Origin of the sequence: Cnuibacter sp. UC19_7 (genome assembly GCF_042699995.1) — a bacterium.
Lineage (GTDB): Bacteria > Actinomycetota > Actinomycetes > Actinomycetales > Microbacteriaceae > Cnuibacter.
On the sequence record NZ_CP170560.1, the window covers coordinates 3,936,631 to 3,962,500 of the forward strand.

The following is a 25,870-nucleotide window of genomic DNA, read 5'->3' on the forward strand; positions in this document are numbered from 1 at the left end:
ACTATGCCGCGCCTCGCGTCCCATACCGACACCGTTCCCCCGTCCGGCATCCGTCGTGTCTTCGAGCTCGCGCAGTCGCTCGACGACGTCGTGTACCTCGCCGTCGGTGAGCCCGACGTCGAGGTGGCGCCGCACATCCTCGAGGCCGCCGCGGCAGCCTGGACGGCCGACGACACCGGTTACACGCCCAACGGGGGCATCATCCCGCTGCGCGACGCGATCCGCGACGACCTACGGGCGCGTCACGGGGTCGAGGTCGACCGTGAGCGGGTGTGGGTGACGAACGGGGCGACCGGCGCGCTTCACCTGGCGATGAACCTGGTGCTCGACGTCGGCGACGAGGTGCTCGTGCCCGATCCGGGGTACACGACCTTCACGATGAACGCGCACCTGCTGTCGGCCGCGCCGGTGCCGTACCCGCTCCATCCCGACCGGGGCTTCGAGCCCGATCTCGATGAGCTCGCCCGGCTCGTCACCGACCGCACACGGGCCATCATCGTCAACTCGCCGTCCAACCCGCTCGGCGCGATCTTCCCGCGCGAGACCATGGAGCGCATCCTCGCCTTCGCCCGCGAGCACGACCTCTGGGTGATCAGCGACGAGGTGTACGAGCGGTTCACCTACGGTGCAGGCCACACGAGCATGCTCGGGCTGGGCGACGACGAGCGCGTGCTCGCGGTGTTCTCCGCATCGAAGACGTACGCGCTGACCGGCGCGCGTGTGGGCTGGCTCATCACGCCGCCCGGATTCGCGCCGCTGCTCCGGTCGGCGCAGGAGGCGATCGTGAGCTGCATCAACACCCCGGCGCAGCACGCCGTGGTCGCCGCCCTCACCGGCGAGCAGGAGCACGTCGAACGCGCCGCGGAGCACTACCGCGAGAACCTCGACATCGCGACGGCGCTGCTGCGCGAGCGGGGGATCCGGTACCTGGAGCCATCCGGAGCCTTCTACCTCTGGGTCGACCTGTCGTACGCCACCGAGGGCGACGTCGCCTCGTGGGCCGAGCGCTTCCTGCTCGAGCAGCGTGTGGCGGTCGCCCCGGGCAGCGCCTTCGGGCGGATGGGGGAGGGCTGGATCCGGGTGTGCGTCGCCGCCTCGGAGGCCGACTTGCTCGAGGGGCTCGGCAGGCTCCCCGGCCCCCAGAACGAGGGTGTGAGCGCGGCGGGGCGCGCCGAGGCCGTCCGATGACCATCGCGGTGATCGGCGCCGGCGCGATCGGCGGCACCGTGGCCGCCGCGCTCGACCGCGCCGGACACGACGTCGTGGTGACCGCCCGCGGTGAGCACCTCGACGCGATCCGGCGAGACGGGCTCCTGCTGACGGGAGGCTGGGGCGACCACCGGGCTCATCTCACGGCGCAGGAGCGTCTCGACGAGCGCCCCGACCTCGCGATCATCGCGGTGAAGGCGCAGGACGCCGATCGCGCCGTCGCCGACAACGCCGAGGCGCTGCGCGGCACCGACGTCCTGGTGATCCAGAACGGCCTCGGCGGGGCGGAACGCGTCGCCGCCGCCCTGCCCGGATCGGCCGTCCTGGGCGGCCTCGCCCTCTACGCCGCCTCGTTCCTCTCGCCCGGCAGCGTGGCGATCACGACCCCGGGGCCGACGATCCTCGGCGCGGTCGACCACCGGAAGGACGCCGCGGTGCTCGACCGTGTGGCGGCGACGCTCGGCAGCGCCGTGCCGATCACGACGACCACGAACCTCGTGGGCGCCCAGTGGACGAAGCTCATCGTCAACCAGGTCAACGCGCTGCCCGCCATCACCGGCATGAGCGTGCAGGACGTGGTGCGCGTGCCGGTGCTGCGCCAGGTGATGACCGCGTCGATGCGCGAGGCCGTCGTGGCGGCCCGAGCCCGTGGCGTCCGCTTCGAGCCGATGTCAGGCCTCGGCGAGGGGCTCCTCACCGTGTTCTCGATGGCGCCGCTCCGCTGGGCCGAGATGCTGCCGAAGCTGATGGCGCGGCGGATGGGGGCGACGCCCAATCCGGGCTCGACGCTGCAGAGCATCCGCCGTGGTCAGCCGACCGAGATCGACCATCTCAACGGAGCCGTCGTCTCGGAGGGACGGGTCGCCGGTCTCCCGACCCCCGTGAACGAGCGCCTGGTCGCGCTCGTCCACGAGGTGGAGCGGACGGGCCGCTTCGTGCCGCCCGCGCGGGTGCCGCGGGCGGTGTTCCGCCGCCTCTGAGCGACCTGGCCCCGTGACGGGCGGCGTGGCCCCGAGGTCACAGCGGCGTCGCCCTGTGAGAAGGCGTCAGCCGGCGTAGGAGCCGCTGCGCAGCTCGTCGACGAGGGTGGGGCCGTTGGGCTCCCAGCCGAGGTCGATCCGCGCCGCGGTGCCGCGCGCCTGCTGATCGAGAAGCAGGGCATCGCCGAAGGGCACGCCCAGCGTCGCGTGCACCTCATCGACCGTCGTCGGGGCCACCCGCCCCTCGAGGCCGGCCGCGGTGGCGGCGGCCACACCGAGCTCGCGCACGGTGGGGTTGTCGCCGTTCGCGCCGATGTAGCGCGAGCCGCCGTCGGCGAGGTCGAAGGCCAGCACGTAGAGCTCGGCGAGGTCGTCGACGAAGACGGTGGTCCAGTGCTGGTCGCCGGATCCGATGAGCTGGAGCGCGCCATCGACCTGCGCGGCGCCGGCCACCATCGCGGGGATGCCGCCGCCGTGTCCGTAGACGATGCCGGGGGCGATGACGGTCGTCTTCACGCCCTCCGCGTTCTGCACACGCTCGTCGAGCGGGACGCGCCACGCGGTGAGCGCGGGCGGATCGAGCGGCGACGTCTCGGAGATGTCGGCGTTCGAGCCGTAGACCCAGATGCCCGACGTGTGGACGAACGGCTTGTCGCTGCCCTCGAGGCCGGCGAGGACCGCGTCGACGAACGTCTCGGTGACCTCGGCGTCGGATCCGTCGCCGGGAGCGGCGAGCTGGATCACACCGTCGCTGTCGGTGGCGAGCTGCTCCACGAGCCCGCGGTCGCCGATGGTGCCGACGACGGCGGTCGCGCCGGTCGCCTCGACCGTCCGCGCCTTCGACTCGTCGCGCACCAGAGCGACGACGTCGCGGCCCTGCGCGCGCAGGGCCTGGAGGACATGGGAACCGATGTATCCGGTCGCGCCGGTGAGGAGGATGGCCATACATGGCACAATAGGTCGTCCCCGGAAATCCTTCCCGACCAGAGGGAATCCTTCCCGACCAGTAAGGAAAGCGTGAGCCCTACAGCGCTGAAGCCGCTCGAGCCCGCGTCGACGAACCCCGCGCAGATCCGCAACTTCTGCATCATCGCGCACATCGACCACGGGAAGTCCACCCTCGCCGACCGCATGCTGCAGATCACGGGCGTGGTGTCCGATCGCGACATGCGCGCCCAGTACCTCGACCGCATGGACATCGAGCGCGAGCGCGGCATCACCATCAAGAGCCAGGCCGTGCGCATGCCGTGGTCGGTGAGCGGCGAGACCTTCGCGCTCAACATGATCGACACGCCGGGCCACGTCGACTTCACCTATGAGGTCAGCCGCTCGCTCGCCGCGTGCGAGGGCGCGATCCTCCTGGTCGACGCCGCGCAGGGCATCGAGGCGCAGACGCTCGCGAACCTGTACCTGGCGCTCGAGAACGACCTCCAGATCATCCCGGTGCTCAACAAGATCGACCTGCCCGCGGCCGAGCCCGACAAGTACGCCGCCGAGCTGGCGAACCTCATCGGCGGCGATCCCGCCGACGTGCTGCGCGTCTCGGGCAAGACCGGCATGGGCGTCGAGGACCTCCTCGACCGCGTCGTCGACCTCATCCCCGCCCCGAAGGGCGATGCGGATGCGGCGGCCCGCGCCATGATCTTCGACTCCGTCTACGACGCCTACCGCGGCGTCATCACCTACGTCCGCATGATCGACGGCGAGCTGAAGCCGCGTGAGCGCATCCAGATGATGTCGACGAAGGCGACCCACGAGATCCTCGAGATCGGCGTCTCGAGCCCCGAGCCCACGCCCAGCAAGGGCCTGGGCGTCGGCGAGGTGGGCTACCTCATCACCGGCGTGAAGGACGTCCGCCAGTCGAAGGTCGGCGACACCGTCACGACCGCGGCGAAGCCGGCCACCCAGGCGCTGCCCGGCTACACCGAGCCGCTGCCGATGGTGTTCTCCGGTCTCTACCCGATCGACGGCAGCGACTACCCGCTGCTGCGCGAGGCGCTCGACAAGCTCAAGCTGTCGGATGCGGCGCTCGCCTACGAGCCCGAGACCTCGGTCGCGCTGGGCTTCGGCTTCCGCTGCGGCTTCCTCGGCCTCCTGCACCTCGAGATCATCAGCGAGCGCCTCGAGCGCGAGTTCGGCCTCGACCTCATCGCCACTGCCCCCAGCGTGATCTACCACGTGGTGACGGAGGACAAGAAGGAGATCGAGGTCACCAACCCGAGCGAGTTCCCCGCGGGGAAGATCGCGAGCGTGTCCGAGCCGGTCGTGAACGCCGCGATCCTCGCGCCGAAGGACTACGTCGGCGTGATCATGGAGCTCTGCCAGAGTCGCCGCGGCACCCTGCAGGGCATGGACTACCTCGGCGAGGACCGTGTCGAGATCAAGTACACGATGCCGCTCGGCGAGATCGTCTTCGACTTCTTCGACCAGCTCAAGTCGAAGACGGCCGGCTACGCCTCGCTCGACTACGAGCCCGCCGGTGAGCAGGAGGCCGACCTCGTGAAGGTCGACATCCTCCTGCAGGGCGACCGTGTCGACGCGTTCAGCGCGATCGTGCACCGCGAGAAGGCCTACGCGTACGGCGTGCTGATGACCGGCCGACTTCGCGAGCTGATCCCTCGGCAGCAGTTCGAGGTGCCCATCCAGGCGGCCATCGGCGCCCGGATCATCGCCCGCGAGTCCATCCGCGCCATGCGCAAGGACGTCCTGGCGAAGTGCTACGGCGGCGACATCTCCCGCAAGCGCAAGCTCCTCGAGAAGCAGAAGGAGGGCAAGAAGCGCATGAAGATGGTGGGCCGCGTCGAGGTCCCCCAGGAGGCGTTCATCGCCGCGCTCTCCGGCGATGTCGAGAAGAAGGACAAGAAGTGAGCGCCGAGACGGCGCGGCCGGTGCGGCGCACCTCGGCGGGCGTGCCGCTGACGTACGCCGCTGTCGGCGCGACCAAGGCCGCCGACCTCCTCGCGTATCCGCCCACCGGTTACCGGCCGATCGAGCGCCGGGTGCGGCTCGGCAGCGGCGACGCGCGCTTCGCCGCGGCGTCGGCGAAGCTGCTCGCCTGGGGTGTGCAGCGCGGTGCCGGCATGGAGGTCCGCAACATCCAGCTCCCCGCACCGAGCGACACCGACTACGCGGGCCTGCTGTACGACGAGGCGGGCGCCGCGGTCGGGACGCGCGTCGCGCATCCGGAGCAGACGTACGAGGCCGACGGCACCCCGCAGGTCGCCGCCGGCGCCACTGCCGACCTCACGATCCGCGCGTTCGGGCGCTCCTTCGTGGCACCGGTCCGCGTCGTCTACGAGGTGGCCGAGCCCGGCCGTGTCGGCTTCGCCTACGGCACGCTGCCCGGGCATCCGGCGAGCGGCGAGGAGTCGTTCGTGGTCGAGCACTACCAGGACGACTCGGTCTGGCTGGTCGTGCGTGCCTTCTCGCGCCCCTCGACCTGGTACTACCGGCTCGCAGCCCCGCTCGTGCGCTTCATGCAGGCCGGCATCACGCGCCGCTACCTCCGAGCGCTCTCGCCCGCCAGCGGAGCCTGACGGTCGTGGCTGGCGCTCTTCCCCTCGGAGATCCGGCGCCGCCCGACGGACTCCTGCCCCTCGCCGACGCCGAGCTCTCGGCCTCGCGCGACCTCGGCCTCTACGTGCACGTGCCGTTCTGCCGGGTGCGCTGCGGCTACTGCGACTTCAACACGTACACGTCCGGCGAGCTCAAGGGAGCGCGGCCGTCCGACTACGCGTCGCAGGCGTCCGCCGAGCTGCGCCTCGCCGCCGGGGTGCTCGATGGCTCGGGGATCGCGCCGCGGCCGTTCTCGACGGTGTTCTTCGGCGGCGGCACCCCGACGATGCTGCCGGCCTCCGACCTGGTGCGGATGCTCGCCAGTGCTCGCGACGTCACCGGCGTCGCGGAGGGCGCCGAGGTCACCACGGAGGCGAACCCCGACTCGGTCGATGAGCGCTACCTCGCCGAGCTGGCGGCGGGCGGCTTCACCCGGGTGAGCTTCGGGATGCAGTCGGCGGTGCCCTCGGTGCTCGCGACGCTTGAACGCACCCACGATCCGGAGCGCATCCCGCACGTGGTGCGCTGGGCACGCACGGCGGGGCTGCAGGTCTCGCTCGACCTCATCTACGGGGCGCCGGGGGAGACCCTCGACGACTGGCGCCGCTCGGTCGAGGCGGTCCTCGAGAACGGGCCCGATCATGTCTCGGCGTACGCGCTCATCGTCGAACAGGGCACACGTCTCGCGCGGCAGATCCGCACCGGCGCGGTCCCCGAGCCCGACGACGACCTCCAGGCCGACATGTACGAGCTCGCCGACGATGCCTTCGGCTCCCACGGGTACGAGTGGTACGAGGTGAGCAACTGGTCGCGCTCGCCCGAGACGCGCTCGCGGCACAACCTCGGCTACTGGCTCGGGCACGACTGGTGGGGCGTCGGCCCGGGTGCGCACAGCCACGTCGGCGCGACGCGCTGGTGGAACGTGAAGCACCCGTCGGCGTACGCCTCCCGCATCGCGGAGGGGGTTTCGCCCGCCGCGGGCCGCGAGAGCATAGGCCCCGCGTCCGCCGAGCTCGAACGCGTCCTGCTGCTCACGCGCGTCCGTGAGGGGATCGCGCTCCCGTCGCTGGCCGACCCCGCGCGCCGCGAGGTGGCGGGCCTCATCGCCGACGGCCTCATCGACCCCGCCGCCGCGTTCGCCGGCACCCTCACCCTCACCCGCCGCGGCCGCCTCCTCGCCGACGCCGTCGTCCGCCGCCTCACCTGACCCCGCCCGCGGCGCGTTCCTCGCGCTCGCGCGCCCAGGCCGTCTGCGCGCATCCGTCGACTGGCGCCTGACCGCCCTTTCAGACGCCCGGGAAGGGCCTCTTCTCGCCCTTCGCCGCCGCGGGACACCCACCCCGCGGGCCGAACGGCGACTTCCCGCCCTTTCCCGCGCCCGGAGGGGGCGTCTTCCCGCAACTCGCCGCCCGCGGCTCAGGCCCGTGCGCCGACGGCGACCTCCCGCCCTGCCCCGCTCGCGGATAAGAGCACCTTCGCGCAACTCGCAGCCCGTCGCTCCGGCCGATGCGCCGAACGGCGACTTTCCGCCCTTCCGAGCGTCCGGAAGGGGCCGCTTCCCGCAACTCGCCACCCGCGGCTCCGGCCCATGCGTCGACCGGCGACCTTCCGCCCTTTCCCGTGCCCGGAGATGGGCGGGATCGCGCGACTCGGCGGGAGCGGGCGTGGGCGAGCCCCGGACGCGGGCTTGTGGAGAACGCGCGGCGGCTGTGGAGGGCACGAGCGGGCGAGCGTCCGGGCCGCCATGATGTCCGGATGCGACCACGGACACCACTGCCCGGACCCCTCCGCCGCGCCCCCTTCGCCGTCGGTGACGGGCGTCTCGCCGGGCTGAGCGACAAGCGGATGCGCGGCGCCGATCTGGCACGGCCGTTCCGCGGAGTGCGCACGGCACGCGCCGACGAGGAGGACCTCCTCACGCTCTGCCGCGCGTACGCCGCCATCATGCGCGCGGACGCCTTCTTCACCCACGCGACCGCGGCCCTGCTGTGGCACTGCCCGCTCCCGCTGCGGTCGGCGCAGCTCGACGCCCTGCATGTCTCGACCCGCGCTCCCGCTCGCGCGCCCACGGGTCGACGGGTGATCGGGCACAGCATCACGCTCGGAGAGGGGTCCGTCCGCGAGCGCTACGGCCTGCGCCTGGCCGATCCGGCGACCGTGTTCCTGCAGCTCGCCAGCACGCTCCGCCTCGAGGATCTGGTCGCCGTCGGCGACCACCTCGCCCACGCGCCGCGGTACCCCGCGGCCGACGACCCGCGGCCCCTCGTCGGACTGGACGAGCTGCGGGAGCGCGCTGCGAGCGCCGACGGTCGCGGATGCCGCCGCGCGCGGCAGGCGGCTGCGCTCGTCCGCTCGGGGGCGGAGTCGCGCCCCGAGAGTCTGGTGCGCGTCGCCCTGGTACAGGCCGGGCTCCCCGAGCCCGAGCTGAACCCCGACATCGTCGACCAGCGCGGCACGTTGGTCGGGCGCACGGACATGCTCTACCGGGCGGAGCGGGTGATCGTGGAGTACGACGGCGAGCAGCATCGCACGGACGACGGCCAGTACGACCGCGATGCCGTCCGCCTCGAGCGGTTCCAAGCGGAGGGGCACCTCGTGCTCCGCGCCCGCAAGGGAGACCTCGCACATCTGGGACCCTTCGTCGCGCGAGTGCGCGCTGCGCTCCACACCCGCACGGGGGCGTGATCACCGTGACGCCGAACAGCGAGAAGGCGCCCTCCCGGATGCTCCGGAGGGGCGCCTTCTCGCTGTTCGGCGAAAGAACTACTTGATGAAGCGGAAGTTGAAGAAGTAGCGGTAGGTGCCGCCCTGGTTCACCTTCACGCCCGCGATGATCGCGAAGATGAGGCCCACGATCTGCACGGCCCAGGCGAGGATGAGGAAGAGGAAGCCGATGACGATGACGGACAGGATCGTGCCGAGGATGTAGAGGCCGACGGCGAAGATCGCGACCGTGATCTGGAAGTTCAGCGACTCCTTGCCCTCCTGGTTGGTGAGGGGGCCGCGGTCCTTGAAGATCAGCCAGATGATGAGCGGCGGGATGAATCCGAGGATGCCGCCGAGCTGCGCGAGGAACGCCCACTGCTTGTCCTCGGCGGGGCTGAGCGGCGCCGCGGTGGGCGCGCCGTAGGGCTGCTGGTACCCGGGCTGCTGCGGCTGCTGATAGCCGGGCTGCTGCGGCTGCTGGTACCCGGGCTGCTGGTACCCCGGCTGCTGAGGCTGCTGGTAGCCGGGCTGCTGCGGCGGCTGCTGCGGGTATCCGCCCTGCGGGGGAGGCGTGGGCTGACCGGCGTTGGGGTCGTAGGGGTTGTTGGGGTCGGTCACGTCTGGGCCTTTCGCTTGGAGACACATGCCTCTGTCGGGTGCCAAGATAGCGGCACACCGGCCTCGCGGCAATGACCGTTGCTCAGGATGTCGGGGGACGACGTCAGGCTGGGCGCGATAGGATTGGCAGTCCAGCGGTCCGAGTGCCAGGATCGCAGCGCCGGTCGGGAGGCCCGCGGCGCAGGTGGCGAGAGGAGGTCCGGCATGGTGTCCGAACGCAGCCTCGAGGTCCTCCGGGTCATCGTGCAGGACTACGTGGCCAACCGCGAGCCGGTGGGCTCCAAGACGATCGTCGAGCGCCACTCCTTCGGCGTGTCGGCCGCGACCATCCGCAACGACATGGCGCAGCTGGAGGAGGAGGAGCTCATCGCGGCTCCCCACACGTCGTCCGGGCGGGTGCCCACCGACAAGGGGTATCGCCTCTTCGTCGACCACCTCTCCGAGCTCCGTCCGCTCTCGTCGGCGCAGCGGCACGCCATCGAGGCGTTCCTCGGGGCCTCCGCCGACCTCGACGACGTGCTCGCCCGCACGGTCCGGCTCCTCTCGCAGCTCACGCACCAGGTGGCGCTCGTGCAGTACCCGTCCAGGCACCAGGCGCGGGTCCGTCATGTCGAGCTGGTCTCGCTGGCGCCCCGTCGGCTGATGTCGGTCGCCATCTTCGACTCCGGCCAGGTCGAGCAGCGTGTCATCGAGACGCCCGCCGACGTCGACGCGAGCACCCTCGCCGACTTCCGTGCCGTGGTGAACAACGTCGTCGTCGACCGCGGCCTCCTCGACGCGGCCGCCGCCCTCGACGTGCTGGCCGCCGACGCGCGCGACGGCGTCGAGTCGAGCATCCTCGCCACCCTGCAGGAGCAGTTCGCCGCGAATCGCCAGGAGAAGCTCATCATCGCCGGCGCCGCCAACCTGGTGCGCACCGAGGAGGACTTCCGTGGCAGCATCCTGCCCGTGCTCGAGGCGGTCGAGGAGCAGGTCACGCTCCTGCGCCTGTTCAGCGAGATGGAGGCCGACCAGCGCGGCGTCTCGGTGAGCATCGGGCGCGAGAACGAGTCGTTCGGCCTCGGCGAGACCTCCGTGCTCGCCAGCGGCTACAGCGGCACCGGTGCGGCGGTGTCGCGCCTCGGCGTGCTCGGCCCCCTGCGCATGGACTACTCGAGCAACATCTCCGCCGTGCGCGCCGTCGCCCGGTACCTCACCCGTCTCCTCGGCGAGGCGTGACGGCGCGTGCCGTCCTGCGACCTGCGCCGTCCGGATCCGATCCACACGAAGGAGTAGCCCCTGGTGGCTGACCACTACGACGTCCTCGGCGTCTCGCGCGAGGCGACGCCCGACGAGATCAAGAAGGCCTACCGCAAGCTCGCCCGCGAGCTGCACCCCGACGTCAACCCGAGCCCCGAGGCGCAGGAGAAGTTCAAGCAGGTCACGCACGCCTACGACGTGCTGAGCGATCCTGGCGCCCGCCGCGACTACGACCGTGGCCCGCAGCCCGGGTTCGGCCAGGGCGGTGGCGGATTCGGCGGGTTCGGCGACATCTTCGAGACCTTCTTCGGCGGCGCGACCGGCGCCCAGCGCGGCCCGCGGTCGCGTGCCGAGCGAGGTCAGGATGCACTGCTGCGCATCGAGGTCGACCTCGGTGAGGTGGTGTTCGGCACCCATCGCGACATCGAGGTCGACACCGCGGTGCTCTGCGAGACCTGTCAGGGCAGCTGCTGCCAGCCGGGCACCCAGCCGGTGACGTGCGACGTCTGCCGCGGCTCGGGCCAGATCCAGCGCACCGTGCGCTCGCTGCTCGGCAACGTCGTGACGAGCGCCCCCTGCGGCACCTGCCGCGGCTACGGCACCGTCATCCCCTATCCCTGCAACACCTGCCAGGGCCAGGGCCGCGTCCGTGCCCGTCGCACCATCCCCGTCGACATCCCCGCGGGCGTCGAGTCGGGCCTGCGCCTGCAGCTGCCCGGCCAGGGCGAGGTCGGCCCCGCCGGCGGCCCGCAGGGCGACGTGTACCTCGAGATCAAGGTGCGCCACCACGACGTCTTCAGCCGCGCCGACGACGACCTGCTCTGCACCCTCGAGGTGCAGATGTGGGATGCGGTGCTCGGCACGACCACGACCGTGCAGGCCCTCGACGGCGACATCGAGCTCGAGGTGCGCCCCGGCGTGCAGAGCGGCGACGTGCTCACCGTGAAGGGCCGCGGCATCACGCACCTGCGCGGCTCGGGCCGCGGCGACCTCAGGGTGGGTGTGCACGTGCTCACGCCCACGAAGCTCGACGGCAAGCAGAAGGAGCTCATCCGCCAGCTCGCCGCGTCGCACAAGGGTCAGAAGCCCACGCTGGGGCACTTCCAGCAGGGTCTGTTCTCCAAGCTCCGCGACCGCTTCCTGGGCTGATCCCCACATGAGCTCGTTGTTCCTCCGCGACGACCTCGCCGACCTGCCGCACGCGGTCGGCGACGAGGTCGAGCTCGTCGGCGACGAGGCGCGCCACGCGGCGACGGTCAACCGGATGCGCGTGGGCGAGTCGACGAGCGTCGGCGACGGCCGCGGTCTCGTCGTCTCCGGCACGGTGACCGCCGTCGAACCCAAGCGGGTGGTGGTCGCCGTCGACGACGTGCGGCACACCGACCAGCCCGCTGTGCGTCTCACGCTCGTGCAGGCGCTCGCGAAGGGCGACCGCGACGAGCTCGCCATCCAGGCCGCCACCGAGCTGGGGGCGGATGCGGTGGTGCCGTGGCAGGCCGAGCGCTCGGTCTCGAGGTGGTCGGGCCCCAAGGTGGCGAAGGGCGAGGAGCGCTGGCGCTCGATAGTGCGCGAGGCCGCGAAGCAGGCGATCCGGCCGTGGGTCCCCGAGGTGGGGTCGCTCCTGTCGACCGCCGACCTGGTCGGTCTCGCCGGGCGCAGCCGGATGCTCGTGCTCGAGCCCACCGCCTCCGAGCGGCTGGCCGGGTGGCGGCCCGAGCCCCCGGGCGGCGATGACAGCACGAGCACCGGCGGTGACAGCACCAGCACCGTCGAGGTCGTCCTCGTCGTCGGCCCGGAGGGCGGCATCTCGCCCGGCGAGCTCGAACGCCTGCAGACAGCCGGCGCGACGCTCGTCCGACTCGGCCCCGAGGTGCTCCGCACCTCCACCGCAGGCCCGGCCGCGATCGCGGCGCTCGCGGTCGCGCTCGGGCGCTGGTGACCCGGCCGCATTGCGCCCGCAGCGATCACGCCCGTGCGGGATCCGTTCGGCCCGTCCGCTCGTCGGCGGTGAAACCTAGGATGGACCCATGACCGACGCCACCATCCACGACCAGGCAGAGCCCTCGATCTTCACGCGCATCATCCGCCGTGAGATCCCCGCGTCGGTCGTCGCCGAGGACGAGCACCTCATCGCATTCCACGACATCGCGCCGCAGGCGCCGGTGCACGTGCTCGTCGTCCCGAAGACCGAGCAGTACCGCGACGTCGCCGAGCTGGCGGCCGGAGATCCGGCCCTCCTCGCCGAGATGGTCGCGTTCGCCCAGAAGATCGCACGAGACCTCGCCGACGGCGACTTCCGTCTCGTGTTCAACACCGGCCCCGACGCGGGGCAGACCGTCTTCCACGTGCACGCTCATGTGCTGGCAGGCGGCGTGAAGGAGGATTCACTTGGAACGACCGGCTGACGACACCGCAGCCAGCCAGGCGCGCACAGAGGCGCGCCTGCACGTGGACGGCATCGAGATGGTGCGTCTGCTCGGCCCGCAGGACCGCCTGCTCACCACGCTCGAGCGGCAGTATCCGCTCGTCGAGGTGCACGTCAGGGGCAACGACATCACCATCAGCGGTGAGCCCGATCAGGTGGCCGATGCTCAGCGTCTCGTCGAGGAGCTGCTCCAGATGGTCCGCAACGGCCAGGAGCTGACCCCGATCGAGGTGTCGAGCTCCGCGCGCATCCTCGAGCGCGATCGTGGAGGCGTGGGCCCGGCCGAACTGCTGAGCCAGGCCATCCTCACGGCCCGGGGCAAGAGCATCCGACCCAAGACGATGGGCCAGAAGCAGTACGTCGACGCGATCGACCACAGCACCATCGTGTTCGGCATCGGCCCCGCCGGAACGGGCAAGACCTACCTCGCGATGGCGAAGGCGGTGCAGGCCCTCCAGCGCAAGGAGGTCAATCGCATCATCCTCACGCGCCCCGCGGTGGAGGCGGGGGAGCGCCTGGGCTACCTGCCCGGCACCCTCACCGACAAGATCGACCCGTACCTGCGGCCGCTGTACGACGCGCTCAACGAGATGATGGATCCGGAGATCGTCCCCAAGCTGCTCGCGGCGGGCACCATCGAGGTGGCGCCGCTGGCGTACATGCGCGGTCGCACGCTCAACGACTCCTTCATCGTGCTCGACGAGGCGCAGAACACCACGCCGGAGCAGATGAAGATGTTCCTCACCCGTCTGGGCTTCAACTCCAAGATGGTGGTCACGGGCGACATCACGCAGGTCGACCTCCCGATGGGCATCAGCGGCCTGCAGGTCGTGTCGCGCATCCTCGACCGGGTCGACGACATCCACTTCGCCACGCTCACGAGCGACGACGTGGTCCGTCATACCCTGGTGGGGCGCATCGTCGATGCGTACACGAAGTACGACCAGGAGCAGATGGCCAAGCGGCAGCGCGACGACGCCGCCCGCGGGGCCGGCGGGGGTCAGGTCAGCGAGCGCGATCGGCGCTACAGGGCGAGCAGGCGGTAGAGATGACGATCGAGATCAACAACGAGTCGCAGGTCGAGGTCGACGAGACCGCGATCCTGCGCCTGGCCGCCTTCGCGCTCGAGCAGATGCACGTGCACGCCGACGCCGACCTCGCCATCGTGCTGGTCGACGAGGGCGCCATGGAGCAGCTGCACGTGCAGTGGATGGACGAGCCCGGCCCCACCGACGTGCTGAGCTTCCCCATGGACGAGCTGCGCCCCGGCACCGAGGAGTCGCCCACGCCGCCCGGGCTCCTCGGCGACATCGTGCTCTGCCCGCAGGTGGCCGAGGTGCAGGCCGAGTCCGCGGGGCACTCCACGCTCGAGGAGCTGCTGCTCCTCACCACGCACGGCATCCTGCACCTGCTGGGCTTCGACCACGCCGAGCCGGATGAGGAGCGCGAGATGTTCGGCATCCAGCGCGACATCCTGGTCGGCTTCGCCATGGTGGAGCGCCGTCGACGATGACGATCGTCGCGTTCCTCCTCGTCGCACTGCTCCTGGCCGCCTTCGGCGGTCTGCTCGCGGCGGCCGACGCGGCCATCCTCTCCCTCTCGCGCGCCGACATCCTCGACCTCGCGGCCACCACACGTCCGAAGCGCTCGCTGCGGGCGATCGCCGAGCAGACCGATGCGCACCTCAACGCCGTGAACTTCGCTCGCGTCGTGTCGGAGATGACCGCGGCCGTGTTCGTGACGATCGCGCTGTCGTTCGGCATCGACGTGCTGTGGCTCGCGCTGCTGCTCTCCGCGCTCATCATGACGGCGGTCTCGTTCGTGCTGGTGGGATCGAGCCCGCGCAGCGTGGGCCGGGTGCGGCCGCGTGAGGTGCTCCGCTGGGCGGCGCTGCCCGTGCACGTCGTCCGGCTGATCCTCGGCCCGGTCGCACACGCGCTGGTCGCGATCGGCGATCGTGTCACACCGGGTCGACCCGGTTCGGGCACGTTCGCTTCGGAGGAGCAGCTGCTCAGCATGGTCGACGAGGCCACCGAGCTCGCGGTGCTCGAGGAGGAGGACCGCGAGCTCATCCACTCGATCATCGAGTTCAACGACACGGTCGTGCGCGAGGTGATGATCCCGCGCACCGACATGGTCACCGTGGGCAGCACCGAGACGGTGGGGCACGCGCTCGGGCTGTTCCTCAGCCGGGGCGTCTCGCGCATGCCCGTCGTGGTGGGCGACGACTCCGACGACGTGGTGGGCGTGCTCTATCTGCGCGATACCGCGCGGCTCAGCTACGAGCGACCCGAGTCGATCGACTCGGCCCTGGTCGAGGCGTTCATGCGCCCTGCGGTCTTCGTCCCCGAGTCGAAGAAGGTCGACGACACGCTCCGCCAGATGCAGGCGCAGTCGAACCACCTCGCGATGGTGGTCGACGAGTACGGCGGCATCGCCGGTCTCGTGACCCTGGAGGATCTCATCGAGGAGCTCGTGGGCGACATCTCCGACGAGTACGATCACGACACCGACGACGTGACCGACCTCGGCGACGGCGCCTTCCGGGTGAGTGCGCGGCTCCCCGTCGACGAGCTCGGCGAGCTCTTCGGCCTCGAGCTCGACGACGACGACGTCGACACCGTCGGCGGCCTCGTGGCGAAGCTGCTCGGCAGGCTCCCGGTGACGGGATCGACCGTCGAGGTCGCCGGCCTCGTGCTCACCGCCGATCGGGTGGAGGGGCGCCGCAAGCAGCTCGTCACCGTCGTGGCCCGCCGGCAGGGCGAGCAGGGCACGAGCAGGACCAGATCGAACGACCGGATCGAGCAGAAGGAGGGTGCGGCGTGAGGAGCGGATTCGTCTCGTTCGTCGGACGACCCAACGTGGGCAAGTCGACGCTGACCAACGCGCTGGTGGGCGAGAAGATCGCGATCACCAGCGCCAAGCCGCAGACGACGCGGCGGGCGATCCGCGGCATCGTCAACACCGGATCGGGGCAGCTGGTCATCGTCGACACGCCGGGGATGCACCGGCCGCGCACCCTGCTCGGCGAGCGCCTCAACGCCCTCGTCGAGTCGACGCTGGGTGATGTCGACGTGGTCGGCTTCTGCGTGCCGGCCGACGAGAAGATCGGACCGGGCGACCGCTTCATCAACCAGCAGCTCGACTCCTTCCCGCGCGCCAAGAAGGTCGCCATCGTGACGAAGGTCGACGACGCCTCCAAGCAGGCCGTCGGCGAGCAGCTGCTGGCCGTCTCGCAGCTGCGCGACTGGGATGCGGTGGTCCCCGTCTCGGCCGTCGACCGCTTCCAGCTCGACATCCTGGTCGACGAGCTCACCAGTCTCATGCCGGAGTCGGAGCAGGCGCTGTATCCGGACGACACCGTGACCGACGAGTCGGAGGAGGAGCGGATCGCCGAGCTCATCCGCGAGGCGGCGCTCGAGGGCGTGCGCGACGAGCTGCCCCATTCCATCGCGGTCACGATCGACGACATGCGGAAGCGCGACGACCGAGACCTGCTCGAGATCTTCGCGAACCTCTTCGTCGAGCGCGACAGTCAGAAGGGCATCATCATCGGCCCGGGCGGATCCCGGCTCTCCGCAGTGGGCAAGCGCGCGCGGGCCGAGATCGAACAGCTCGTCGGCTCGCAGGTGTACCTCGACATCCGCGTGAAGGTCGCGAAGGACTGGCAGAGAGATCCCAAGCAGCTCGGCCGGCTGGGGTTCTGACGGCTGCGAACCGATAGCCTGATAGACGTGTCTGCACAGGAGAATCCGTTCGGCCAGGTGCTCGTCGCCATGGTCACGCCCTTCACCGCCGACGGCGAGGTCGACTGGCCGGGGGTCGAGAGGCTCACCGACGACCTCATCTCGAACGGCGCCGACGGCATCGTCGTCTCGGGGACGACCGGCGAGACGTCGACGCTCACCGACCCCGAGAAGCTGAAGCTCGTCGAGGTCACGAAGTCGGTCTCATCGGGCCGGGCGAAGATCATCACGGGTGGCGGCTCGAACGAGACCGCGCACGCCATGCAGCTCGCCCAGCAGAGCGAGAAGGCGGGCGCCGACGGCAACCTCGTGGTCACGCCGTACTACAACAAGCCCACGCAGGCCGGCATCCTCACGCACTTCCGCATGATCGCCGACGCCACCGACCTGCCGGTGATCCTCTACGACATCCCCGGCCGCACCGGTGTGCCCATCCGCTACGAGACCCTGCTGCGCCTGGCGAAGCACCCCAACATCCTCGCCGTGAAGGATGCCAAGGGCGACTTCAGCGAGGTCAGCCGCGTGATGAACCAGACCGACCTGATGTACTTCTCGGGCGACGACGCGAACGTCCTGCCGCACCTGTCGATCGGCGCGGCCGGGCTCATCGGCGTCACCGCCAACATCGTCCCCGGCGCGTACCGCACCATCATCGACGCCGTCAACCGCGGCGACCTGCCCGCGGCCACCGCCATGCACCAGGCGCTCGAGCCGCTCGTGCGCGCCGTGATGACGCACGTCCCCGGCACCGTCGCGGCCAAGTATGTGCTGCACGGCCTCGGCCGCATCGCCAGCCCCCGCGTGAGGCTGCCGCTCGTCGGCCCCGAGGAGTGGGAGGCCGCCGACATCGAGAACGAGATCGACCTCGTCCGCTCCATCCCCGGCCTCGACCTGTCGAGGTTCCGCCCCGATCGCAATGCAGCCGCCGGTGGCGCGCTGCCCAAGGTGGCCGGCACCACCCGCTGAGGCGTGCCGTCCGCATCCATCGCTCGAACGCCCTAGGAGGCCCATGAAGAGCACCATCGTCGATCCCCCCGCGCTCCAGCCGGGCACCCTCCGCATCGTCCCCGTGGGCGGTCTCGGAGAGATCGGCCGCAACATGACCGTGTTCGAGTACGAGGGCAAGCTGCTCATCGTCGACTGCGGCGTGCTGTTCCCCGAGGAGAACCAGCCCGGGGTCGACCTGATCCTGCCCGACTTCAGCGTGGTGCGCGATCGCCTCGACGACGTGGTGGGCATCGTGCTCACGCACGGCCACGAGGACCACATCGGCGCCGTCCCGTACCTGCTCAAGCTGCGCGAGGACATCCCGATCATCGGCTCCCCGCTCACGCTCGCCCTCACCGAGGCGAAGCTCAAGGAGCACCGCATCACGCCGTACACCCTCGACGTGCGCGAGGGCCAGACCGAGCAGCTCGGCCCGTTCGAGTGCGAGTTCGTGGCGGTCAACCACTCGATCCCGGATGCACTGGCCGTCGCGATCAAGACGCCTGCGGGCGTCGTGCTGCACACGGGCGACTTCAAGATGGACCAGCTGCCGCTCGACGGCCGGCTGACCGACCTGCGCTCCTTCGCCCGTCTCGGCGAGGAGGGGGTCGACCTGTTCCTGGTCGACTCGACCAACGCCGACGTGCCCGGCTTCACGCCGCTCGAGAAGGACATCGGCCCGGTGCTCGAGTCGATCATCGAGCGGGCGCCCCGCCGCGTGATCGTGGCGAGCTTCTCCAGCCACGTCCACCGCGTCCAGCAGGTGCTCGACGCCGCCCACGCCCATGGCCGCCGCGTCGCGCTCCTCGGACGCTCGATGGTGCGCAACATGACGATCGCCGCAGACCTGGGCTACCTCAAGGTGCCCGAGGGTGTGCTCATCGACTTCAAGAAGGCCGGCGACGTGCCCGACGACCGGATCGTCTACATGTCGACCGGATCGCAGGGCGAGCCGATGGCGGTGCTCAGTCGCATGGCCAACCTGGAGCACCAGATCGAGGTGGGGGAGGGCGACACCGTCATCCTGGCCTCGAGCCTCATCCCGGGCAACGAGAACGCGGTCTACCGCGTCATCAACGGGCTGACGAAGCTCGGAGCGACGGTGGTGCACAAGGGCAACGCGAAGGTCCACGTCTCGGGCCACGCCGCCGCGGGCGAGCTGCTCTACTGCTACAACATCCTGAAGCCGAAGAACGTCATGCCCGTGCACGGCGAGTACCGGCACCTCTTCGCGAACGCCGCCCTGGCGGTCGCGACCGGTGTCCCGGAGTCGCACACGATCCTCGGCGACGACGGCACCGTGGTCGATCTCCGCGACGGCGTGGCGAAGGTCGTCGGTCAGTACGACCTCGGCTTCGTGTACGTCGACGGCTCGAGTGTGGGCGAGATCACGGATGCCGACCTCAAGGACCGGCGGATACTCGGCGAGGAGGGGTTCATCTCCATCATCGTCGTGGTCGAGGCGCAGACCGGTCGTGTCATCGTGGGTCCCGAGATCCACGCCAAGGGCTTCGCCGAGGACGAGTCGGTCTTCGACGGCGTCAAGCCGAAGATCGCGGCGGCGCTCTCGGAGGCCGTCGAGAACGGCACGCGCGACACCTACGCCCTCCAGCAGGTCGTGCGTCGCACGATCGGCCGCTGGGTCAACACCAAGCTGCGCCGTCGTCCGATGATCGTGCCGCTGGTCATCGAGGCCTGACCCGCCTCTCCCTCCTGCACAGGCCGATCATGCCGGCCGGGTCTCGACACCCGGCCGCCATGACCGGGCTTCGCGACCCCTCCCGGGTAGCGTGAGACCATGGCCACGAGCAGCAAGTCGACCACGCGCTCCCGCGCCGGCTCGACGCGCGGAGGCACAGCCGCGAGCACTCGCGCGTCCTCACCGAAGCGCACCACGACCGCCCAGAAGACCCTGAAGTTCCCGGCGGCGGAGGCCCGGCCGAACCCGCTGGTCTCCGGCTGGATCGGCCTCGCGCATCTGGTCGGCGGTGCGGCTCGGGCCTTCGGCCCCGAGAAGCTCGAGAAGGAGGAGCGCCGCGACGGCCTCCCCTTCCTGTTCGTGCTGCTCGCCGTGATCGGCGCGGTGGTCGAGTGGTTCCTCGCCTCGAACGCGGTCGCCGCGGTGCTGAACGCCTGGTCGTTCGGCGGGCTGTTCGGCCGCGTCTCCTACGCCCTGCCGGTGGTGCTGCTGCTGGTCGCGTTCTGGCTCTTCCGCCATCCCGCCTCCGTGAACGACAACGGCCGGATCGGCATCGGCCTGGGCCTCCTGATCGTGACGACGTCGGGCATCTGCCACATCTGGGGCGGCCGTCCCGACCCCGCGGCCGGCATCGAGGGCCTCGCCGTCGCCGGAGGCGTCATCGGGTGGCTCGTCGGGGCGCCGCTCGCGGCCGTGATCACGCCCATCGGCGCGACCGTGCTCCTCGGGGCGCTCCTGCTGCTGTCGCTGTTCATCCTCACCAAGACCCCGCCGAACCGCGTCGGGCGCCGCCTCCGCGAGCTGTACGCCTACCTCTTCGGCGCCACCGCCGAGGAGGAGCCCGCGGTCGATGAGGCGTCTGCCGCCCGCAAGTCCAAGCGGGGCAAGCGCGGCGCGACCGACGACGAGGGCGACGACGCGGCCGACGCCGAGCTCCCGTGGTGGCGTCGCAACTCCAGCGGTCGCGAAGAGGATCCCGCGTTCGACACGCCGCTCATCCGCCCCACGATCGAGGACAGGACCCCGGCCGCCGAAGAGCCCTACGACTCCGCCGCCGAGCTCGCCACCGAGTCGTTCGGGCAGGGCAGCTTCGACGACGTCGTCTTCGGCGACATGGCGGCCGCCGAGCAGGCGATCAAGCGCGTCACCGGCGAGATCCTCCCCGGCAGGCCGTCGGCGACGAGCCTCCTCGACGACTCCGGGTCCGATGCGCTGCCCGCGTTCTCGGGCGCCACCATCCCGGTCGAGCTCCCCGAGTCGCTCGCGACGACGGGCGAGCTCTCGCCCGCCCCCGACACCTCGGCCGCCGACTACCGCCTGCCCAGCGTGACCGCGCTCGAGGCCGGTGCGCCGTCGAAGGCGCGCTCGGCGGTCAACGACGACGTGGTCCGGGCCATCACCGACGTGCTGCAGCAGTTCTCGGTCGACGCCACCGTCACGGGGTTCTCCCGTGGTCCGACCGTCACGCGCTACGAGATCGAGCTCGGCCCGGGCGTCAAGGTCGAGCGTGTCACGGCTCTGTCGAAGAACCTCTCGTACGCGGTCGCGTCGAACGAGGTCCGCATCCTCTCGCCCATCCCCGGCAAGAGCGCCATCGGCGTCGAGATCCCGAACACCGACCGCGAGACCGTCGTGCTCGGCGACGTCCTCCGCTCGGCCAAGGCGATGAACGACCCGCACCCGATGACCATCGGCGTCGGCAAGGACGTCGAGGGCAAGTTCGTGCTCGCGAACCTCGCCAAGATGCCTCACCTCCTGGTGGCCGGCTCCACCGGATCCGGAAAGTCGAGCTTCATCAACTCGATGGTCACGTCGCTGCTCATGCGCGCCAAGCCGAGCGAGGTGCGCATGGTGCTCATCGACCCCAAGCGCGTCGAGCTCACCGCGTACCAGGGCGTCCCGCACCTCATCACGCCCATCATCACCAACCCGAAGAAGGCCGCAGAGGCCCTCTCCTGGGTGGTGAAGGAGATGGACATGCGGTACGACGATCTCGAGAGCTTCGGCTTCCGGCACATCGACGACTTCAATCGCGCCGTCATCAACGATGAGATCACGCTGCCGCCGGCCAGCCAGCGGGTGCTGAAGCCCTACCCGTACCTGCTCGTGGTGGTCGACGAGCTCGCCGACCTCATGATGGTCGCCCCGCGCGACGTCGAGGACTCGATCGTCCGCATCACCCAGCTCGCGCGCGCTTCTGGCATCCACCTCGTGCTCGCCACCCAGCGGCCGAGCGTCGACGTCGTGACGGGCCTCATCAAGGCCAACGTCCCGTCCCGTCTCGCCTTCGCCGTGACGAGCGTCACCGACTCCCGCGTCATCCTCGACCAGCCGGGGGCCGACAAGCTGATCGGTCAGGGCGACGGACTGTTCCTTCCCATGGGGGCCTCGAAGCCCATCCGCGTGCAGGGCGCCTGGGTCACCGAGAGCGAGATCGCCGGCGTGGTGCAGCACGTCACCCGCCAGGCCCGGCCCGAGTACCGCGACGACGTCACGGCGGTGGCGGAGAAGAAGCAGATCGACTCCGACATCGGTGACGACCTCGACCTCCTGCTGCAGGCGGCCGAGCTCATCGTCAACAGCCAGTTCGGGTCGACGTCGATGCTGCAGCGCAAGCTCAAGGTCGGCTTCGCCAAGGCGGGCCGCCTGATGGACCTCCTCGAGTCCCGCGAGATCGTCGGCCCCTCAGAGGGTTCGAAGGCCCGCGACGTGCTGGTCACCCCCGAGCAGCTCCCCGAGGTGCTCGCGATGCTGCGCGGAGGCGGCTCGCCCACTCCGGCGGCCTCGACAGGGCACGGCGGAGGTGCCGCGAGCGGTTCCGACGGTCGCGACCCGGTGTCGGGGTTCGATGCCGGGCTATACCCTGAGGAGGAGGTGTCCGACGAGGACGCCTGGCAGCTGACCGGCAGGGAGTAGACGTGACCAACGCGGGAGGGCCCCTGACCCCGGCGTCGAAGCCCAGCAACCTCAACGTGCCCAACGTGATCACGATCGTGCGCATCCTGCTCGCGCCGGTCTTCCTGGTCATGCTGCTCGTCGACAACGGGCAGGATGGCCCGCTCCGCTGGGCGGCGGCCGCGCTCTTCATCGTGGCGATCGCGACCGACGGCATCGACGGCCACATCGCCCGCAAGTACGACCTGGTCACCGACCTGGGCAAGCTGCTCGACCCGATCGCCGACAAGGTGCTCACCGGCGCGGCCCTCGTGGGGCTGTCGATCCTGGGTGAGCTGTGGTGGTGGGTCACGATCGTGATCCTCGTCCGCGAGATCGGGATCACCGTCTGGCGCTTCCTGGTGCTGAGCGACCGTGTCGTGCCGGCGTCGCGCGGCGGCAAGCTGAAGACCCTGTTCCAGTCCTTCGCCATCTCGTTCGCGCTCGTGCCGCTGCCGAACCTCTTGGGCGACTGGATGTACTGGGTCAACTGGGTCCTGATGGCGATCGCCCTCGCGCTCACGGTCGTGACGGGGATCGACTACATCGTGCAGGACCAGCGGCTCAACCGCCGCCCCGCGCAGCGATGAGCACCGCAGCGCGCCTCGTCGCGATGCTCACCGCCTCGCACACGAGCCTCGCGGTCGCCGAGTCGCTGACGGGCGGGATGCTCGCCGCCGAGATCGTCTCCGTGCCGGGGGCCTCCGCCGTGTTCCGCGGCGGAGTCGTGGCCTACGCGACGCCGGTGAAGCACTCGCTGCTCGGTGTCGCGGCCGAGACGCTGGCCGCCCACGGCGCGGTGCACCCCGACGTCGCCATGCAGATGGCGAGCGGCGTGCGCGAGGCGCTGCAGATCGGAGGGGAGGCCGCGGCGATCGGTCTGGCGACCACCGGTGCGGCCGGGCCCGATCCGCAGGACGGTCAGCCCCCGGGCACCGTGTTCATCGGCGTCGCCATCGGCTCCGACGTCCGCGCGGTGGCCGCGCGCTTCGACGGCGACCGCGAATCGGTGAGGCGCCAGACCACCGAGCGCGCCCTCGCCCTGCTCGAAGAGCTGCTCACCGCGTGAGGGCGGGAATGCGCGCTGTGTCGATCTGGTTACAGGTGATGTCGTTCACAACAAAACATCAGTGCCCGTCGTCTAGAGTTTCTGCTACGAATCACTCCTCGGAGAGGTTCAGCACCACTTCAGAGACGGTGACGTGACACGCGAGGAGGGTCCAGTGATTCTAGTTCGTCAGGAAATCGGCGACGTGCTTCGGGACTTCCGCCTGCAGAAGGGCCGTACGCTCCGCCAGGTGGCGAGCAAGGCCAGCGTCGCGCTCGGTTACCTCAGCGAGGTCGAGCGCGGTCAGAAGGAGGCGTCGAGCGAGATCCTCGCCTCGGTCGCCGATGCGCTCGACACCCCGATCTCCGTGATCATGCGAGAGGTCGGCGAGCGTCTCGCGGTGCTGGAGGGCCTCGAGCCCATCCCCGACACCGTGCCCGACGACTTCGTGGCGGATTTCGACGCCGATCTCGTTGCTCGGTGACGGTTGACGCCACGGCTGTCAGCCGCGGTCAGGAGAGACGCCCATGCGGCTGAGTGAGTTCCGCCGTGCCGTCGACGACGAGTTCGGGCGTGGGTACGGCGCGGTCGTCACCAACGACCTCGTCATCTCCGACCTAGGCGAGCGCACGGCCGAGGAGGCCCTTCGAGCCGGGCGCACACCGCGAGAGGTGTGGTTGGCGCTGTGCAAGGCGGCCGATGTCCCGCGGTCGCACTGGCACGGAGCGGGTCGGCCCGAGCCCAAGCGCTGAGCAGGCGCCAGAAGACACCACGAGAGCCCCGGATGCGAGAGCACCGGGGCTCTCGCCATGTCCGGATCGCGGCGTGTCGCAGTCGAAGACAGTTTCGAACTCGCGTAGGCTCCTGCACAGCGAGAGAATCGAACACGTTCTGCACAGATTGCGGCCGGACAGCGACGATGTCGGTGGCCATCCGTAGCGTGTGAGGTGTTCGACACTCCCGTGACGCCCTGTCGCCCGTCTCGTGGTTCGAGCGGGAAACGACAGCCTATGGGCACACCACCGCGGCGCGGGCCGCACCAGCAGAAGGAGCAGACATGCCCACCGAAGCCAACCGCGAGAAGGCACTCGAGACCGCCCTCGCTCAGATCGACCGTCAGTTCGGCAAGGGCTCGGTGATGCGCCTCGGCAGCGACGAGCGCGCGCCGGTCGAGGTCGTGCCCACGGGTTCCATCGCCCTCGACGTCGCCCTCGGCATCGGCGGCATCCCCCGCGGCCGCATCGTCGAGATCTACGGCCCGGAGTCCTCGGGAAAGACCACGCTGACGCTGCACGCCATCGCCAACGCTCAGCGCGCCGGCGGCATCGCCGCGTTCATCGACGCCGAGCACGCCCTCGACCCCGACTATGCGCAGAAGCTCGGCGTCGACATCGACTCGCTCCTGGTGTCGCAGCCCGACACGGGGGAGCAGGCGCTCGAGATCGCCGACATGCTCGTCCGTTCCGGCTCGATCGATCTCATCGTGATCGACTCGGTCGCCGCTCTCGTGCCCCGCGCCGAGATCGAGGGCGAGATGGGCGACGCCCACGTCGGCCTCCAGGCGCGACTGATGTCGCAGGCGCTCCGCAAGCTGACCGGTGCGCTCAACCAGACCAACACCACGATGATCTTCATCAACCAGCTCCGCGAGAAGGTCGGTGTGTTCTTCGGCAGCCCCGAGACCACCGCGGGCGGCAAGGCGCTGAAGTTCTACGCGTCGGTCCGCCTCGACATCCGCCGCATCGAGACCCTCAAGGAGGGCACCGAGGCGGTCGGCAACCGCACGCGCGTCAAGGTCGTGAAGAACAAGATGGCGCCGCCCTTCAAGCAGGCGGAGTTCGACATCCTGTACGGCGTCGGCATCTCGCGCGAGGGCAGCCTGATCGACTTCGGCGTCGAGCACGAGATCGTGCGCAAGTCCGGAGCCTGGTACACCTACGACGGCGACCAGCTGGGCCAGGGCAAGGAGAACGCCCGTCGGTTCCTGCTCGAGAACACCGACATCGCCGCTGAGATCGAGACCAAGATCCTCGCCAAGCTCGGCATCGGCGCCGCGAAGGCGGAGGCTCCGGCGCCCGTCGAGTCGCTGCAGGCCAAGATGGCCTCGAAGAAGGGCGCCTGACCAGCACGATGAACGACATCATCAGCCTCGACGCCGTGCGCCGTGAGCGCACCGCCGCCGCTCACGGCGTCGAGGCCGATCCCGTCGAGACACCCGAGACCGACGAGGAGCGCCTCGCGAGGGTGAGCGACACGGTGATCCGCGCGCTGGGTCGGCGTCAGCTCTCGGCGGCCGAGACGGTCGACCTGCTCATCGCGCAGGGGGCCGAGGCCGACGAGGCCGAGGTGATCGTGGCCCGGTATCGCGAGCTCGGCTACGTCGACGACCGCATGCTGGCCGAGGTCCTGGTCGAGAGGTTGAGGTCGCGCAGCAACAAGAGCCGAGCGGTCATCTCCCGCGAGCTGTCGGCTCGCCGCATCCCCCAGGAGTGCATCACCGATGCCCTGTCGGTGGTCGACGACGAGGAGGAGCGCGAGCTCGCCGAGGCAGCGGCGCTGAAGCGGGTGGGGCAGCTCTCCTCCTACGACGACGACACCGCCGAGCGCCGGCTCATGGGGTTCCTCGCACGCCGCGGCTACCCGTCGCCGGTCGTGCGCGAGGCCACGCGCGTCGCGATGGCGACCCGGAGCGAGCGCCGCGGACCGCGGTTCGTCTGACGGGCT

At 70.5% G+C, this 25,870-nt stretch carries 25 protein-coding genes; 23 read left to right on the forward strand and 2 right to left on the reverse strand.

The window, feature by feature from the left end; translation table 11 throughout:
• Positions 1–3 precede the first annotated feature (3 nt).
• Positions 4–1,188 carry a pyridoxal phosphate-dependent aminotransferase gene (locus ACFJGV_RS18910; RefSeq protein WP_378145790.1) on the forward strand — a complete coding sequence of 395 codons (1,185 nt, stop codon included), beginning with the start codon at positions 4–6 and terminating at the stop codon, positions 1,186–1,188.
• Positions 1,185–2,189 carry a ketopantoate reductase family protein gene (locus ACFJGV_RS18915; RefSeq protein ID WP_378145791.1) on the forward strand — a complete coding sequence of 335 codons (1,005 nt, stop codon included), beginning with the start codon at positions 1,185–1,187 and terminating at the stop codon, positions 2,187–2,189. Before ACFJGV_RS18910 ends, ACFJGV_RS18915 begins: the two co-directional genes overlap by 4 nt.
• 66 nt (positions 2,190–2,255) lie before the next feature.
• On the opposite strand, the gene ACFJGV_RS18920 is transcribed toward ACFJGV_RS18915, so the two are convergent.
• Positions 2,256–3,134: an NAD-dependent epimerase/dehydratase family protein gene (locus ACFJGV_RS18920; RefSeq protein WP_378145793.1), complete on the reverse strand. Its 879-nt coding sequence runs from the start codon at positions 3,132–3,134 to the stop codon at positions 2,256–2,258.
• 72 nt (positions 3,135–3,206) lie between these two features.
• Between ACFJGV_RS18920 and lepA the strand changes: the two genes are divergently transcribed.
• The 4 genes from lepA to ACFJGV_RS18940 all read left to right on the forward strand — a co-directional run bounded on the left by lepA (position 3,207) and on the right by ACFJGV_RS18940 (position 8,429).
• The gene (gene lepA, locus ACFJGV_RS18925; RefSeq protein ID WP_378145794.1) at positions 3,207–5,057 is read left to right on the forward strand and encodes a translation elongation factor 4; all 1,851 of its coding nucleotides are present in this window, start codon (positions 3,207–3,209) and stop codon (positions 5,055–5,057) included.
• On the forward strand, positions 5,054–5,725 hold the full coding sequence (locus tag ACFJGV_RS18930; RefSeq protein WP_378145796.1) for a DUF1990 family protein: 672 nt from the start codon (positions 5,054–5,056) through the stop codon (positions 5,723–5,725). The genes lepA and ACFJGV_RS18930 overlap by 4 nt, the downstream gene beginning before the upstream one ends.
• Before the next feature lie 5 nt (positions 5,726–5,730).
• The gene (gene hemW, locus ACFJGV_RS18935) at positions 5,731–6,951 is read left to right on the forward strand and encodes a radical SAM family heme chaperone HemW (RefSeq protein ID WP_378145797.1); all 1,221 of its coding nucleotides are present in this window, start codon (positions 5,731–5,733) and stop codon (positions 6,949–6,951) included.
• A 548-nt stretch (positions 6,952–7,499) separates the two neighbouring features.
• A complete protein-coding gene (locus tag ACFJGV_RS18940) occupies positions 7,500–8,429 on the forward strand; it encodes a DUF559 domain-containing protein (protein ID WP_378145799.1) in 930 nt (309 codons plus the stop codon).
• A gap of 78 nt (positions 8,430–8,507) precedes the next feature.
• Here the strand turns inward: ACFJGV_RS18940 and ACFJGV_RS18945 are convergent, their stop codons facing one another.
• Complete coding sequence (locus ACFJGV_RS18945) at positions 8,508–9,068, reverse strand: DUF4870 domain-containing protein (protein WP_378145801.1); 561 nt, start codon at positions 9,066–9,068, stop codon at positions 8,508–8,510.
• A gap of 204 nt (positions 9,069–9,272) precedes the next feature.
• Between ACFJGV_RS18945 and hrcA the strand changes: the two genes are divergently transcribed.
• From hrcA to ACFJGV_RS19030, 17 genes are all read left to right on the forward strand, one after another.
• Positions 9,273–10,286, forward strand: a complete 1,014-nt coding sequence (hrcA, locus tag ACFJGV_RS18950) for a heat-inducible transcriptional repressor HrcA (protein WP_378145802.1) — start codon at positions 9,273–9,275, stop codon at positions 10,284–10,286.
• A gap of 63 nt (positions 10,287–10,349) precedes the next feature.
• The gene (gene dnaJ / locus ACFJGV_RS18955; RefSeq protein WP_378145804.1) at positions 10,350–11,456 is read left to right on the forward strand and encodes a molecular chaperone DnaJ; all 1,107 of its coding nucleotides are present in this window, start codon (positions 10,350–10,352) and stop codon (positions 11,454–11,456) included.
• 7 nt (positions 11,457–11,463) lie between these two features.
• Entirely contained in the window at positions 11,464–12,246 is a 783-nt protein-coding gene (locus tag ACFJGV_RS18960; RefSeq protein ID WP_378145805.1) for a 16S rRNA (uracil(1498)-N(3))-methyltransferase, read from the forward strand.
• Between the two features lie 88 nt (positions 12,247–12,334).
• On the forward strand, positions 12,335–12,712 hold the full coding sequence (locus ACFJGV_RS18965) for a histidine triad nucleotide-binding protein (protein ID WP_378145807.1): 378 nt from the start codon (positions 12,335–12,337) through the stop codon (positions 12,710–12,712).
• 58 nt (positions 12,713–12,770) lie between these two features.
• Positions 12,771–13,778 (forward strand): PhoH family protein, encoded by a 1,008-nt coding sequence (locus tag ACFJGV_RS18970; protein ID WP_378148791.1) that lies wholly within the window; start codon positions 12,771–12,773, stop codon positions 13,776–13,778.
• Positions 13,779–13,780: 2 nt separating this feature from the next.
• Positions 13,781–14,245, forward strand: coding sequence for an rRNA maturation RNase YbeY (ybeY, locus tag ACFJGV_RS18975; protein WP_378145808.1), 465 nt, complete (start codon positions 13,781–13,783; stop codon positions 14,243–14,245).
• On the forward strand, positions 14,242–15,558 hold the full coding sequence (locus ACFJGV_RS18980) for a hemolysin family protein (protein ID WP_378145809.1): 1,317 nt from the start codon (positions 14,242–14,244) through the stop codon (positions 15,556–15,558). The genes ybeY and ACFJGV_RS18980 overlap by 4 nt, the downstream gene beginning before the upstream one ends.
• Positions 15,555–16,439, forward strand: a complete 885-nt coding sequence (gene era, locus ACFJGV_RS18985; protein WP_378145811.1) for a GTPase Era — start codon at positions 15,555–15,557, stop codon at positions 16,437–16,439. Before ACFJGV_RS18980 ends, era begins: the two co-directional genes overlap by 4 nt.
• Before the next feature lie 27 nt (positions 16,440–16,466).
• On the forward strand, positions 16,467–17,444 hold the full coding sequence (gene dapA / locus ACFJGV_RS18990; protein ID WP_378145813.1) for a 4-hydroxy-tetrahydrodipicolinate synthase: 978 nt from the start codon (positions 16,467–16,469) through the stop codon (positions 17,442–17,444).
• A gap of 43 nt (positions 17,445–17,487) precedes the next feature.
• A complete protein-coding gene (locus ACFJGV_RS18995; RefSeq protein ID WP_378145815.1) occupies positions 17,488–19,164 on the forward strand; it encodes a ribonuclease J in 1,677 nt (558 codons plus the stop codon).
• 99 nt (positions 19,165–19,263) lie between these two features.
• Positions 19,264–22,080: a DNA translocase FtsK 4TM domain-containing protein gene (locus ACFJGV_RS19000; RefSeq protein ID WP_378145817.1), complete on the forward strand. Its 2,817-nt coding sequence runs from the start codon at positions 19,264–19,266 to the stop codon at positions 22,078–22,080.
• Positions 22,081–22,082: 2 nt separating this feature from the next.
• Positions 22,083–22,688 (forward strand): CDP-diacylglycerol--glycerol-3-phosphate 3-phosphatidyltransferase, encoded by a 606-nt coding sequence (gene pgsA / locus ACFJGV_RS19005; protein WP_378145819.1) that lies wholly within the window; start codon positions 22,083–22,085, stop codon positions 22,686–22,688.
• Positions 22,685–23,167 (forward strand): CinA family protein, encoded by a 483-nt coding sequence (locus ACFJGV_RS19010; RefSeq protein WP_378145821.1) that lies wholly within the window; start codon positions 22,685–22,687, stop codon positions 23,165–23,167. Before pgsA ends, ACFJGV_RS19010 begins: the two co-directional genes overlap by 4 nt.
• 154 nt (positions 23,168–23,321) lie before the next feature.
• Positions 23,322–23,630 (forward strand): helix-turn-helix domain-containing protein, encoded by a 309-nt coding sequence (locus ACFJGV_RS19015; protein ID WP_085019092.1) that lies wholly within the window; start codon positions 23,322–23,324, stop codon positions 23,628–23,630.
• Positions 23,631–23,673: 43 nt separating this feature from the next.
• A complete protein-coding gene (locus ACFJGV_RS19020; protein WP_085019093.1) occupies positions 23,674–23,898 on the forward strand; it encodes a DUF3046 domain-containing protein in 225 nt (74 codons plus the stop codon).
• A 305-nt stretch (positions 23,899–24,203) separates the two neighbouring features.
• A complete protein-coding gene (gene recA, locus ACFJGV_RS19025) occupies positions 24,204–25,268 on the forward strand; it encodes a recombinase RecA (protein ID WP_378145823.1) in 1,065 nt (354 codons plus the stop codon).
• An 8-nt stretch (positions 25,269–25,276) separates the two neighbouring features.
• On the forward strand, positions 25,277–25,864 hold the full coding sequence (locus tag ACFJGV_RS19030) for a regulatory protein RecX (protein WP_378145824.1): 588 nt from the start codon (positions 25,277–25,279) through the stop codon (positions 25,862–25,864).
• Positions 25,865–25,870: the final 6 nt, after the last annotated feature.

Excerpts from the sequence above, each read along its gene's own strand:
- ACFJGV_RS18910 (WP_378145790.1), top strand. The coding sequence starts at position 4 with ATGCCGCGCCTCGCGTCCCATACCGACACCGTTCCCCCGTCCGGCATC.
- ACFJGV_RS18915 (WP_378145791.1), top strand. The coding sequence starts at position 1,185 with ATGACCATCGCGGTGATCGGCGCCGGCGCGATCGGCGGCACCGTGGCC.
- ACFJGV_RS18920 (WP_378145793.1), bottom strand. The coding sequence starts at position 3,134 with ATGGCCATCCTCCTCACCGGCGCGACCGGATACATCGGTTCCCATGTC.
- ACFJGV_RS18940 (WP_378145799.1), top strand. The coding sequence starts at position 7,500 with ATGCGACCACGGACACCACTGCCCGGACCCCTCCGCCGCGCCCCCTTC.
- hrcA (WP_378145802.1), top strand. The coding sequence starts at position 9,273 with ATGGTGTCCGAACGCAGCCTCGAGGTCCTCCGGGTCATCGTGCAGGAC.
- ACFJGV_RS18960 (WP_378145805.1), top strand. The coding sequence starts at position 11,464 with ATGAGCTCGTTGTTCCTCCGCGACGACCTCGCCGACCTGCCGCACGCG.
- ACFJGV_RS18965 (WP_378145807.1), top strand. The coding sequence starts at position 12,335 with ATGACCGACGCCACCATCCACGACCAGGCAGAGCCCTCGATCTTCACG.
- ACFJGV_RS18970 (WP_378148791.1), top strand. The coding sequence starts at position 12,771 with ATGGTGCGTCTGCTCGGCCCGCAGGACCGCCTGCTCACCACGCTCGAG.
- ybeY (WP_378145808.1), top strand. The coding sequence starts at position 13,781 with ATGACGATCGAGATCAACAACGAGTCGCAGGTCGAGGTCGACGAGACC.
- ACFJGV_RS18980 (WP_378145809.1), top strand. The coding sequence starts at position 14,242 with ATGACGATCGTCGCGTTCCTCCTCGTCGCACTGCTCCTGGCCGCCTTC.
- ACFJGV_RS18995 (WP_378145815.1), top strand. The coding sequence starts at position 17,488 with ATGAAGAGCACCATCGTCGATCCCCCCGCGCTCCAGCCGGGCACCCTC.
- ACFJGV_RS19000 (WP_378145817.1), top strand. The coding sequence starts at position 19,264 with ATGGCCACGAGCAGCAAGTCGACCACGCGCTCCCGCGCCGGCTCGACG.
- ACFJGV_RS19010 (WP_378145821.1), top strand. The coding sequence starts at position 22,685 with ATGAGCACCGCAGCGCGCCTCGTCGCGATGCTCACCGCCTCGCACACG.
- ACFJGV_RS19020 (WP_085019093.1), top strand. The coding sequence starts at position 23,674 with ATGCGGCTGAGTGAGTTCCGCCGTGCCGTCGACGACGAGTTCGGGCGT.
- recA (WP_378145823.1), top strand. The coding sequence starts at position 24,204 with ATGCCCACCGAAGCCAACCGCGAGAAGGCACTCGAGACCGCCCTCGCT.
- ACFJGV_RS19030 (WP_378145824.1), top strand. The coding sequence starts at position 25,277 with ATGAACGACATCATCAGCCTCGACGCCGTGCGCCGTGAGCGCACCGCC.